The sequence below is a fragment of the Mucilaginibacter sp. RCC_168 genome, from assembly GCF_041355315.1.
Lineage (GTDB): Bacteria > Bacteroidota > Bacteroidia > Sphingobacteriales > Sphingobacteriaceae > Mucilaginibacter.
Window position 1 is genome coordinate 16,132 of record NZ_JBFUPN010000019.1, and the last position, 13,244, is coordinate 29,375.

General features: G+C 43.3%; 10 protein-coding genes and 1 riboswitch. All 10 genes read left to right on the top strand.

What is annotated here, in order from left to right:
* Window positions 1–375: 375 nt before the first annotated feature.
* The 10 genes from AB6735_RS18335 (at window position 376) to metF (ending at window position 13,212) form a co-directional block, all read left to right on the top strand.
* The gene (locus AB6735_RS18335; protein WP_370997304.1) at window positions 376–1,356 is read left to right on the top strand and encodes an alpha/beta fold hydrolase; all 981 of its coding nucleotides are present in this window, start codon (window positions 376–378) and stop codon (window positions 1,354–1,356) included.
* Between the two features lie 125 nt (window positions 1,357–1,481).
* Window positions 1,482–1,898: a tRNA (adenosine(37)-N6)-threonylcarbamoyltransferase complex ATPase subunit type 1 TsaE gene (gene tsaE, locus AB6735_RS18340; protein ID WP_370997305.1), complete on the top strand. Its 417-nt coding sequence runs from the start codon at window positions 1,482–1,484 to the stop codon at window positions 1,896–1,898.
* Window positions 1,899–2,052: 154 nt separating this feature from the next.
* Window positions 2,053–3,282 carry an alanine dehydrogenase gene (locus AB6735_RS18345; protein ID WP_370997307.1) on the top strand — a complete coding sequence of 410 codons (1,230 nt, stop codon included), beginning with the start codon at window positions 2,053–2,055 and terminating at the stop codon, window positions 3,280–3,282.
* 57 nt (window positions 3,283–3,339) lie between these two features.
* Window positions 3,340–4,266: a KilA-N domain-containing protein gene (locus tag AB6735_RS18350; RefSeq protein ID WP_370997309.1), complete on the top strand. Its 927-nt coding sequence runs from the start codon at window positions 3,340–3,342 to the stop codon at window positions 4,264–4,266.
* Window positions 4,267–4,276: 10 nt separating this feature from the next.
* Complete coding sequence (locus AB6735_RS18355) at window positions 4,277–4,957, top strand: M15 family metallopeptidase (RefSeq protein ID WP_370997311.1); 681 nt, start codon at window positions 4,277–4,279, stop codon at window positions 4,955–4,957.
* 296 nt (window positions 4,958–5,253) lie between these two features.
* A complete protein-coding gene (locus AB6735_RS18360) occupies window positions 5,254–6,243 on the top strand; it encodes a YihY/virulence factor BrkB family protein (RefSeq protein ID WP_370997313.1) in 990 nt (329 codons plus the stop codon).
* A gap of 421 nt (window positions 6,244–6,664) precedes the next feature.
* Window positions 6,665–7,396 (top strand): Bax inhibitor-1/YccA family protein, encoded by a 732-nt coding sequence (locus tag AB6735_RS18365; protein ID WP_370997314.1) that lies wholly within the window; start codon window positions 6,665–6,667, stop codon window positions 7,394–7,396.
* Window positions 7,397–7,809: 413 nt separating this feature from the next.
* A riboswitch (SAM riboswitch) is annotated at window positions 7,810–7,921 on the top strand.
* Window positions 7,922–8,116: 195 nt separating this feature from the next.
* A complete protein-coding gene (gene metH / locus AB6735_RS18370; protein ID WP_370997315.1) occupies window positions 8,117–11,806 on the top strand; it encodes a methionine synthase in 3,690 nt (1,229 codons plus the stop codon).
* A 30-nt stretch (window positions 11,807–11,836) separates the two neighbouring features.
* Window positions 11,837–12,214, top strand: coding sequence for a four helix bundle protein (locus tag AB6735_RS18375; RefSeq protein WP_370997317.1), 378 nt, complete (start codon window positions 11,837–11,839; stop codon window positions 12,212–12,214).
* A gap of 41 nt (window positions 12,215–12,255) precedes the next feature.
* Window positions 12,256–13,212, top strand: a complete 957-nt coding sequence (gene metF, locus AB6735_RS18380) for a methylenetetrahydrofolate reductase [NAD(P)H] (RefSeq protein ID WP_370997319.1) — start codon at window positions 12,256–12,258, stop codon at window positions 13,210–13,212.
* Window positions 13,213–13,244 lie beyond the last annotated feature (32 nt).

Here is a 13,244-nt window from a genome sequence, read left to right on the forward strand (position 1 = left end):
GAAAAACAGGAAAGCTCTGCCCATTAAGGGTGGAGCTTTTTTTGTGGAGAATCGACTCACCTCGCCGATGCTTCGCTCGGCACCCCTCTCTCCGGCGAAGCCGGAAAAAGGGGTATAAAAAGGAAATAAAAACCATGTCATTGCGTGCGGAGCGTGGCAATCTCTTCGCATTCTCGTGGATAAGAATAGCTACGAGATTGCTTCGTCGTTCCTCCTCGCAATGACATGATTTAATATTTTCATCCCGTCAGCGTAACAGTCCTTAGTGGCAATTGAGCGTTCTACGATAAGTTTATCCGCGTTCCCATGAAATCATAATGACTTTTTCCTGACCCAATCCCTTAAACAATTACACACCTCAATCGTATTAATCTCATGCGCTTAAAAATCATCCTACTATTCACCATACTCACTATATCAGCTGTTGTACATGCGCAGCCGGATACGCTTTCCATCACCCTCGAAAATGTAAAATACCCCTACCCGGTAAGCTTTATGCCCATTAAGGTAGAAGGTCAGGATATCCGCATGGCTTATATGGATGTAAAACCGGCTAATGCCAATGGCAAAACCGTGATCTTATTTCATGGTAAAAACTTTGGCGGGTACTACTGGACAAACGTGATCAAGGCGCTTACCGCTAAAGGTTACCGCGTCATCGTGCCCGACCAGATCGGCTTCGGAAAATCGTCAAAGGCCATTATTCATTACAGCTTCCACCAGCTGGCCCGCTTTAATAAAAACCTGCTCGATACTTTAGGGGTGCAGAAAGTAACCATCCTGGGCCACTCCATGGGGGGTATGCTGGCAACCCGTTTTACCTTAATGTATCCCCAGCGGGTGGAAAAACTATTGCTGGAAGATCCCATTGGCCTGGAAGATTACCGCACTTTTGTTCCCTATCAAAGTGCCGAAGATGATTATAAAACAGAGTTGAAAACCACCTTTGAATCGGTAAAAAAATATTACCAGACATCATATTTTACCAGTTGGAAACCGGAGTATGATTACCTGGTTAAAATAGGATCGGGCGTAAGTAAAAGCGCCGATTTTCCGCGTTATGCTAAAGTAGCCGCGCTTACTTTTGAAATGATATACGAGCAGCCGGTTTGCTATGAGTTTGGTCTCATCAAAGTACCTGTCGTATTGTTTACAGGTAAAGAAGATAAGACCATTGTAGGCAAGGGTCTGTTAAGCGATGCAGAAAAAACAAAACACGGACAATACAAAATATTAGGCCCCGAAACCGCAAAAAAAATACCGGGCTGCAAACTCATAGAGTTTGATAATTGTGGGCATATACCACATATTGAAGTGCCCGAAAAGTTTTTAAAAGCGCTGGATGATAATATTTAATTATTTTTGAAGGATAAAATAAAAGAAGGGTGTCATGGTGAGCCTGTCGAACCATGGTGCAGAGGGCTTCTACACGCGATCCTTCGACAAGCTCAGGATGACAGATCAGTAAATAATAAAATTAAATGCTCTTAACTGTTCAATCACCGGCAGATCTGCCTGCCGCCGCCGAAACGATCATAACCCATGCGGCCAATAACAGGATCTTTCTTTTTTATGGCGATATGGGTGCCGGTAAAACCACCTTGATTAAAAGCCTGTGCAGTTTTTTAGGCACTGCCGACGCGGTTACCAGTCCTACCTTTGCCATTGTGAATGAGTACCAGGGGCCCAAGGATAAAATTTATCACTTTGATTTTTACCGGCTTAAAGACCAAACAGAAGCGCTGGATATGGGTTACGAAGAATATTTTTATGCCGGCGCTTACTGCTTTATTGAGTGGCCCGAAAAAATACCCGATCTGCTGCCATCTCATTATACCCGCATCAGTATCAAGGCTTTGAATAATGGCTCACGAGAGGTTACTATTGAGAATTTTTAGTAAAAGGTGGAAATGAATGTGGAGATGGGTTCTGGACTTTAAAAAAATCACTAATTCACTAAATCAGTAATTCAATAATTAATCGAATTCACTAATTCGCCAATTCAATAAATCAATAATTATTTTTATCTTCATCAGCCACAATTAAAACATCATGAGTTCAGGGATATACAGTGGGTTTTCTGACGTTGCCAAGCAGGCAATGATGCAGCCTCAGGAGTCGATGCTGGAGGTTAAAAATAAAAAGAACAAATTATACATCGGCATTCCAAAAGAGGTATCTTTCCAGGAGAACCGTATTCCCTTGACCCCGCTTTCGGTTGCTTTATTGGTTAATAACGGGCACGATGTTATTTTAGAAAGTAACGCGGGGCAGGCGGCCAATTTTTCGGATAAAGATTACAGCGAACAAGGGGCCCGGATTGTGTACGATACCAAATCGGTTTATCATGATGCCGATATCATCATCAAAATAGCGCCTCCCATAATGGCCGAAATTGAGCTGATGAAGGCCGGGCAAATACTGATATCGGCTTTGCAGCTGGCTACGCTCAAGGCAGAATGCCTGCATGCCTTGATGGCCAAAAAAATTACCGCGCTTAGCTTTGAACATTTACGCGATGAGGGTAATACCCTGAGCGTGGTGCGGGCCATGAGCGAAATTGTTGGCGCTACATCCATATTAATAGCAGCCGAATATTTAAGCAATGTGTTTGATGGTAAAGGCCTGATGCTGGGCGGCATCACCGGCGTACCCCCTACCGAGATTGTGATCCTGGGAGCGGGCACGGTTGGCGAATACGCGGCCCGTACTGCCATATCCCTGGGCGCCGAAGTGAAGGTTTTTGATCCGTCTATATACAAACTGCGTCGGTTGCAAAATAACATTGGCAGCCGGGTTTTTACCTCGGTAGTGCAGCCTATTGTGCTCGAAAAAGCCATTACTACCTGCGACGTAGCCATTGGAGCCATGAGGGCCGAAGACGGGCGAAGCCCGTGTATTATTACCGAAGCCACCGTAAGCCGTATGAAGCGCGATTCGGTGATCATCGATGTCAGCATTGATCAAGGCGGCTGTTTTGAAACATCAGAGGTTACCAATCATACCCACCCGGTGTTCCGCAAGCACGATGTTATCCACTATTGCGTACCCAATATAGCCTCGCGGGTGGCCCGTACGGCTACTTACGCGCTTACCAATATATTTGCCCCCATACTGCTGGATATCGGCGACCAGGGCGGCATTAAAAATGTGATATGGCAAAAGTCGGGTGTGCGTAATGCGGTATACATTTATCATGGACATCTGACCAATAAGCATATCGGCGAACGTTTCACCATCCCATGTAAAGACCTGGACCTGCTTATCGTATCGCACCGGTAACATTGATCATAAGATAGATGATCGACAGGATACTTATAGCTTACAAAGAGTTGAAAAATGAGTAAAATAAAGGTAGAAGGAATTGAAATAACGATTTTAAGTCAAAATGATAATGACTACATATCTCTTACAGATATGGCAAAAAGTCAACATGAAAATATTATCATAACCAAATGGTTAAGCCTGAAAAATACGATTGAATATTTAGGAGAATGGGAAGCCATGTATAATCCTATTTTTAATTATACCGATTTCGGTACAATTAAAAATACGGCAGGAGGAAATAATTATGTCTTATCAGTTAAGGAATGGATAGAGAAAACAGGGGCTATTGGTATAAGGGCGACCGCAGGGCGTTATGGAGGCACATATGCGCATAAAGACATAGCATTTCAATTTGGAATGTGGATGAGCCCTAGATTTCAATTGTTGCTTGTTAAAGAGTTTCAAAGACTAAAGGAAGAAGAGAACAGAAGACTAAATTCTGAATGGGACTATAGGAGATTCTTAAGTAAAGCAAATTATAGTATACATACAGACGCCGTTAAAAATCATGTAATACCTCCTTTAAATATTGAAAAAGACAAAGAGTGGATTATATATGCTAATGAAGCTGATTTATTAAGTGTAGCGGTTTTCGGGTACACCGCTAAACAATGGAGAGAAGCTAATGCCAAATTACATTTACAAGGGCTTAATATGAGAGATGTAGCAGATGCGCATCAATTATTGGTTTTGTCAAATCTCGAAGGATATAACGCAATTCTTATACAAAAGGGACTGGAGAAATATCAAAGATTAATAGAATTAAGAAAAGCAAGTGTACAACAACTTACTTCTTTGAGAAAATCTATATATACAGAAGAAAAAATTAAAAGTCCTTATTTATCGGAAAATAAAAAAGCAAAAATCCCTAAGCATGATTTTGATCAAACGCTAAAAGGAGTATTACGCATACCCCCACCTAAAAAAGAAGAGGATTAAACCCTATCCTATGTATCGTTATATCATCGTACTGTTTTTGGTTTTAGCCGGTATAAACGCCAGCGCGCAACATTACAAGTATATTGATAGCACCAAAATAAGCGGCCCGGCCCGGTATAAAAAACAGGTAAAAGCTAATCCCGATAAGCAGTTGGTGGAGATAAAGCGTTACATCCCGCAAATTGCGCTGGATATCAGGTACGCCACCGCCAATAACTTTATGCACAGACGCATGTACCAGCAGGCAAATGCTTATGCCCGCCTGCCCGTTGTAAAGGCTTTACAGCAGGTAGAGGCCGATCTGCAAAGCCGTGGCCTGGGACTTAAAATTTATGATGCTTACCGCCCTTACTCGGTTACCGTTAAATTTTATGAGATGACGAGCGATACCAATTTTGTAGCCGACCCGCGCAAGGGCTCTAAACATAACCGGGGTTGCGCGGTCGATTTGAGTCTGATCGATCTGAAAACAGGAAAAGAACTGGATATGCCTACCAGCTTTGACAGCTTTAGTAGAAAAGCCGCGGCCAATTATCCTGCCCTCAGCAAAAAACAGTTAGATAATCGCGAATTATTAAAAACAATAATGCAGATCCATGGCTTTAAAGTGCTGAATACCGAGTGGTGGCACTATGATTTTAATGGCTGGGCTAATTACGAATTGCTTGATGTTCCGTTTTCGGGACTATAGGATTTTGGGACAAGGATTTATGGAGCAAGGATTTTAGGAACAAAGAGCAAGGATTTATGGAGCAAGGACAGGAATAAATATTTTTTTCAGTCCTTATTCTTTGTTCCAAAAATCTTTGATCCCAAGGAGAGGCATTAAAATTGCTTATATTAATTCGATACATCAAAATTAAGCAGACACGAATAAAGTTTTTGAGCAAGGAATAAGCATTTGGAGCAAGAAATAAAGACTTAGATGGTCCTTGGTCCTTGCTCGCAAAATCCTTACTCCCTAACAGGTCAATTAAATAAGCGCTAATGAAATTTTTCAGAAAAGAACATTTAAACCGATTATGGAAAATACTGGTAGCTACCTTTAGCGGTTTTATAGGCGATAACGGCTTAAAACTGAGCGCGTCATTAGCTTATTATACCATTTTTTCTATAGCGCCGCTGCTCTTTCTGGTCATCGCGGTAGTTGGTTTAATCCCTATAGCCAAAACAGATACCCTATATCAGCAAATAGGCACTTATATAGGTACTAATGCGGCCAATCAGATCCATAGTGCGGTAGCAAGCCTTAAATTGAATGGCAAAAGCGGGTTTGGTTTTGCAATAGGTATTGTAACCTTGCTGGTTGGCGCCAGCAGTATATTTGTGGAGATACAGGATTCATTAAACATCATATGGCGCGTTAAGGCCAAACCCAAAAGCGGCTGGATCAAATTACTCCGGAACCGTTTTGTATCGTTTTCGCTCATCATTAGTTTAGGGTTTTTACTGCTGGCATCGTTGCTGATTAACTTTATTATTGATGCCGCAGGAAGTAAAATAGAGGAGTTTTTGCCTGTATTAAAGTTCACTAAATTACTGGTGCAGGGTGTTAACCTGGGTGTAACGCTGATTGTGATCTCGGTTTTATTCGGTATCATATTTAAATTTTTGCCAGATGTGAAAATAAAGTGGCGGGATGTGCGTACCGGCGCGTTCTTTACCGCGTTGTTGTTTATGCTTGGGCAATATCTGATAGGGCTGTATATCCAGTATACCGCGCAAGGATCGGTATATGGCGCCGCAGGCTCGCTCATTGTTATCCTGGTGTGGATCTATTATACATCGGCAATATTATACATCGGCGCGGAGTTTACCCAGGTTTATGCCGAAGCTATCGGCAGCCATATTGAACCTGCGGAGTACGCCGTGCACGTACAACAAACGGAAGTAGAACGGCATGTAAAAAACCTGCCTGCTCAAAACCCGGAGCTGGTGAAAAAGAGCAAGGATCTGGAGAGCAAGGAGCAAGGATAGGTGGAGCATGGATTTTGGGAGCAAGGAGAAAAGGCAAAAACAAGCCCATAGTGTTTTTTTCCGAGTCAGCAGATAAGCTTCGGACGAAAACGGGCAGAACGATACTGGGTTAGTGCGGCTGCAGGGGCATAGCGAACCTTACCTGAAGTGGGGATAATGAGCGAACGAAGTAGGGGTAAGGTTTAGCAGCCCACGGTTCTGGCTGATTTGCAGGGTAAAAGCATAGTGCGGCAAAGAAGCATTTCTGCTGAAAGCTTTTTGGTTACTTTTGTGGCGACAAAAGTGACTGGCCCTCCTACGGCCAAGAGCGGGTATACGCCAAGGTTTTTTTCCCTGGCTCTTGATTCTACCGCCCCCTACTCCTTCACCAGATATTCACATTTTATTCGTAAATTTGAGTATTAATTTATTTTAATATAAAATGGAAACTAAAGATCCTGAATACGTTTATAAAAACGTAATACAATTAAACGAAACAGACGCATCGCGTAAATTCATAGCCAATGTGTTTTTATGGATGTTTGTTGCCCTGGGGCTTTCTGCTGTTTGTGCATTTCTGTTTTCACAGAACCAGGCCCTGCTTAATATGCTTATTGATCCGGCCACAGGCCGTAATACCGGTTTAGGCACTATTACAATGTTTGCACCGCTTGCATTCGTATTGATCATCTCTTTTGGTTTTAACCGACTATCTTACGGAGTGTTAGCGTTCCTGTTTATTGCGTTTTCGGCAATAATGGGTGTTAGCCTAAGCTATATATTGTTGGTTTTTACTGCAGGCTCGGTTTTAGGCGTATTTATTACCACATCGGTAGTATTTGGTGTAATGGCTATCGCCGGTTATACTACTAATACCGATTTGACCAAATATGGCCCAATCCTGATGATGGGACTGATTGGTATTATCGTAGCATCTTTACTTAATATGTTTATGCACAGCAGTGGCTTAGATTATGTCATTAGCTATGTAGGTGTAGCTGTATTTGTAGGCTTAACCGCTTATGACGTACAGAAATTAAAACGTATTGGCGCAGGTTTAGAATACGGTGATGCATCGGCCTCAAAAATGGCATTGATGGGCGGCTTAACCTTATATCTTGATTTCATCAACCTTTTTCTGATGATTCTGCGTTTATTCGGCAGAAGAAGATAATAGCTAACAAAAAAGTATACAACAGCCCGGCTCTCTGAAAAGAGAGCCGGGCTGTTTAGTTAAAGTAAAGCCGGGTCCTAAAATCAATCGTTTGGTATTTTGTTATTTGACAGGCAATAAATTAAAACTTTTTAAACTTTTCAAAACCCATCAAAAATTTGTTAAAAAGTGTTAAAATCGATGGTTTTGAGCGCGTTTTAAACAGTTTTTGAGCTTGTTTTGCCCCTGTTTAGTCCGAAAAGTGTTAAAATTTAAGGTTTAAAAAGTTTTTCCATCCGTCCGCCGGCTTGTTTCCATTAGATAATGCCTAATGTCGTACCTCAGAATATTCATGCAATTGTAAACACGTATAAAGTACACAATTGGCGGGCTAAAACTATTGCATATTAAAGCTTTATTGTGCACCTTTGCATTGCTTATAGAGAAAGGCGGAGGGATTAGACCCTGCGATGTCTTAGCAACCTGTACTATACAAGGTGCTACATTCTACTCAACAAATACACAATAGGTTGGGAAAGATAAGCGAAAGTCAGTCACATACCCGACTTTTCGAGATAAGCTGTATTTTTTAGATTTGAGATATTAGATGTGAGATATGAGACAGCTTCAGCTTTTGCGTTTATCACATTTAGTACCTTGTTTATTAGATAGGGAAATGAGCTTAAGATCAAGGGTTTGTCCTGATCTCAAATCTCAAATCTCATATCTCACATCTCAAACATGGATATTAGAAAAGAATTAGAGAAACGCATACTGGTAATTGACGGGGCAATGGGTACCATGATACAACGGTATCAATTATCCGAGCAGGATTTTCGTGGCGAGCGTTTTAAAGATCATAGCTCTGATCTGCAGGGAAATAATGACCTTCTGAACATCACCCGCCCGGATATTATCAAGGCCATACATGCCGAATACCTGGATGCCGGTGCTGATATTATTGAGACGAACACCTTCAGCACGCAAGTAATTTCCCTGGCCGATTATAAGCTGGAAGAGCTGGCCTATGAGCTGAGCTATGAAGGCGCACGCCTGGCCCGTGAAGTGGCTCAGGAGTATACAGCCAAAAATCCGGCTAAACCCCGTTTTGTGGCCGGTGCAATTGGGCCAACCAACCGTACCGCCTCGCTATCGCCCGATGTAAACGATCCGGGATATCGGGCCGTAACATTTGATGACCTGGCCGACGCCTATTATGACCAGGTGCGTGGCTTGGTTGATGGCGGAAGCGACCTGCTGCTGGTAGAAACCATATTTGATACGCTGAATGCTAAAGCTGCATTATTTGCCATCAATCGCTATGCAAATGAGTCGGGTAAGCATTTGCCTATCATGATCTCTGGTACTATAACCGATGCTTCGGGTCGTACGCTGTCTGGCCAAACGGTTGAGGCTTTCTGGAATTCGGTACGGCATGCCAACCTGCTTTCGGTAGGTTTAAATTGCGCTTTGGGTGCCAAAGAAATGCGCCCTCACCTGGCCGAGCTTTCCGAAAAAGCTGATGTATTTATATCTGCTTATCCAAATGCTGGATTACCCAATGAGTTTGGTCAGTATGATGAAACCGCACACGAAACTGCCCATCAGGTCGACGATTTTATAAAAGCCGGTCTGGTAAATATTGTAGGCGGTTGTTGTGGTACTACACCAGAGCACATTCAATGTATTGCCGAAAAGGCGGCCAAATACCCGCCAAGAATAGTTCCAACGGTTGAACCGCATCTGCGATTGAGCGGATTGGAGGCCGTTACCATAACTCCCGAGAGTATTTTTGTGAATGTGGGTGAGCGTACCAACATTACCGGTTCGCCCAAATTCTCCAAACTGATCCTGGCCGAAGATTATGAAGCGGCCCTTGCCGTGGCCCTGCAACAGGTAGAAGGCGGCGCCCAGGTGATCGATATCAATATGGATGAGGGTATGATCGATTCGGAAGCGGTGATGGTGAAATTCCTGAACCTGGTAGCTTCTGAGCCCGATATTGCCAAATTGCCCATCATGATCGACTCCTCCAAATGGACGGTTATTGAAGCCGGTTTAAAATGTATCCAGGGTAAAGGTATCGTAAACTCCATCTCGCTGAAAGAGGGTGAAGATAAATTTAAAGAGCATGCCCGTAAAATATTAAGCTATGGTGCCGCTACAGTTGTAATGGCATTTGACGAAACCGGTCAGGCCGACTCCCTGCAGCGCCGTATCGAGATCTGCAAACGCTCCTATGATATCCTGGTGAATGAGGTGGGTTTCCCGCCACAGGACATTATATTCGACCCCAATATATTAACCGTAGCCACCGGTCTCGAAGAGCATAATAACTACGCTGTAGACTTTATTGAAGCTACCCGCTGGATAAAACAAAATCTGCCTCATGCCAAAGTGAGCGGTGGGGTAAGTAATATTTCGTTCTCCTTTAGGGGGAACAATGTAGTGCGCGAGGCTATGCACTCGGCATTTCTGTATCACGCCATCAGGGCGGGTATGGATATGGGGATTGTGAATGCCGGTATGCTGGAGGTTTACCAGGAAATTGATAAGACCCTGTTGGAGCTGGTAGAGGATGTATTGCTGAATCGTCGCGATGATGCCACCGAACGCCTGGTAGAATATGCCGACACCATTAAAAGTAAAGGCAAAGAAGTAGTACGCGACGAAGAATGGCGCAAAGGTACCGTTCAGGAGCGGCTTTCACACGCATTGGTAAAGGGTATCATCGAATACCTGGATGACGATGTGGAAGAAGCCCGCCTGGCCTACAGCAAACCGTTGGAAGTAATAGAAGGGCCGTTAATGGATGGCATGAACATCGTGGGCGACCTGTTTGGCGCCGGTAAAATGTTTTTGCCCCAGGTAGTAAAATCGGCCAGGGTAATGAAAAAGGCTGTAGCCTACCTGCTGCCCTTCATCGAACTCGAAAAACAACGGGTTATTGATGCCGGTGAAGACTCAAGCGGCAACCGGGCCAATGCCGGTAAAATATTAATGGCTACTGTTAAAGGCGATGTGCATGACATCGGAAAAAATATAGTAGGCGTAGTTTTGGCTTGTAATAACTTCGAAATCATTGACTTGGGAGTAATGGTGCCCGCACAGAAGATCATCGAGGAAGCCAAAGCTCAGAATGTGGACATTATTGGCTTGAGCGGACTGATCACTCCATCGCTGGATGAAATGGTGCATTTTGCCAAGGAAATGGAGCGGAACGGTTTTACTATTCCGCTGATTGTAGGGGGCGCCACAACATCGCGGATACACGCGGCGGTAAAGATTGATCCGAATTATTCCGGACCGGTGATACATGGCATAGACGCTTCGCGAAGTGTTACCATGTGCAGCAATTTAATGAGTAAGGATAACCGGGATGCCTACATTCAGGGTATTAAGGAGGAGTATGCCAAAGCCCGGGAAGCGCACCTAAACAAAAAATCAGACAAACGTTTTGTAACCATTGATGATGCCCGTAAATCAAAATTTCAGATCAGTCTGGATGGCGACGTGGCTATAAAACCAACATTCACCGGCACAAAAGTATTTGAATCATACCCACTGGAAGAACTGGTCCCCTACATCGACTGGACGCCGTTTTTCCATACCTGGGAACTGCGAGGCAGCTACCCGAAAATATTTGCCGATAAGTTTGTGGGCGATGAAGCTAAAAAACTATTTGATGATGCGCAGGAACTGCTGAAAAAAATAGTGGATCAGAAACTATTAAAAGCCAGCGGTGTAATCGGTTTTTGGCCGGCCAACAGTGTGGGTGATGATATTGAACTGTACACCGACGAAAGTCGTACGCAATTGTTAACCCGCATACATACCCTGCGCCAGCAAACCGAAAAAATGAAAGGCGAACCATATTATGCCCTGTCTGATTTTATCGCCCCAAAAGAAAGCGGTGTGCCCGATTATATGGGGGGCTTTGCCGTTACAACAGGTATAGGTTGCGATGAACTGGTAGCCGAATTTGAGCGCGACCACGATGATTATAACAGCATCATGGCCAAAGCCCTTGCTGACCGACTTGCAGAAGCCTTCGCCGAAAAGATGCACGAACTGGTGCGCAAAGAGCACTGGGGCTATTCAAAGGGCGAGCAGTTAAGTAACGAAGACCTGATTAAGGAAGAATACCAAGGTATTCGTCCGGCACCTGGATATCCCGCTTGTCCGGATCATACTGAGAAAACCACTTTGTTTGAGCTGTTAAAAGCCGAAGACAATGCCCACATGCACCTCACCGAAAGTTTGGCCATGATGCCGGCGGCGTCCGTAAGCGGTTTCTATTTCGCGCATCCGCAAGCCCGGTACTTTGGCCTGGGTAAGATCAGCAAAGATCAGGTAGTAGATTATGCTACTCGTAAGAACATGGATCTCGAAACGATTGAACGTTGGCTTGGTCCAAATATTAACTATTAAATAAGGTACGAGGCTCGCGTTGCGGGGTTCGTGGAAAAAGACAGAATGATTTATACCGACCTGGATGCCTGGAAAGAAGCTAGAGTTTTAGCTAAGCTTGTTTATACAAGTATGAGCAAGTTTCCAAAAGATGAAATTTTTGCTCTGCAATCGCAAATAAAACGTGCGGCAATTTCTATTCCATCTAATATCGCGGAAGGTTCAGGAAGAAACCATGGTAAGGATTCTTTGCAGTTTTTTTATATCGCCCGAGGTTCTGCCTACGAATTAGAAACACAATTTTACCTTTCTTTTGATCTTAATTTTATAGATAAAGAGACCTTGGATATTTTATTAACTCAACTCGAAAAAGTAAGAAGATTATTAGCAGGTCTTATTAATTATTATAAATCAAATTTAACAAAATAGGGAGGCTTCACGCAACCCGAGCCTCGCAACCCGAACCATAGATGAAAATTACAGACCACATCAAGAACGCAAACGGTAAAACACTTTTTTCTTTTGAACTGATACCACCTTTAAAAGGACAAAGCATACAAGGCATTTACAATGCTATTGACCCCTTAATGGAATTTAAACCGCCGTTTATTGATGTGACTTCGCTGCGTGAGGATTATATTTATAAGCAGCATCCCAATGGTTTGTTGGAAAAACTGAGCTATCGTAAACGCCCCGGCACTATTGCTATTTGCGCGGCTATCATGAACCGGTATAAGGTAGATACCGTTCCGCATTTGCTTTGTGGTGGTTTCACCCGCGATGAAACGGAGAACGCGCTCATCGAACTGGAATTTTTGGGTATAGAGAATGTACTGGTATTACGAGGTGATGCCCGTAACAGCGATTCGTCCTTTGTACCAACTCCCAATGGTCATGCTTATGCTACCGATCTGCTGCAGCAGGTAGTGAACATGAACAACGGTATTTATTTGCATGAGGATTATGATAACATCGCCAAAACTAATTTCTGTATTGGGGTGGCGGGCTATCCCGAAAAACATTTTGAAGCCCCCAACCTGAAAACCGATTTTAAATACCTGAAACAAAAGGTAGATATGGGCGCCAATTTTATTGTTACCCAAATGTTTTTTGATAATCAGAAATATTTTGATTTTGTAAACAACTGCCGCGCCAACGGCATTAATGTGCCTATTATACCGGGTTTAAAACCTATCACCACATCAAAACAATTGGTTAACCTGTCAAAAACTTTCCATATTGATATGCCGGAGGATCTGTGTGATGCTATTCATGGCTGTAAGTCGGAAAAAGACGTAAAAGATATGGGTATTGAGTGGATGATTAACCAGTGTAAAGAGCTGGTGAAATTTGGCGTACCTGTACTGCATTTTTATACCATGAGCAACGCCGGCCCAACTAAACGTATCGCCGAAGCGATATTTTAATATGAGACTTATAAAATGTAAAAGGGCAATGC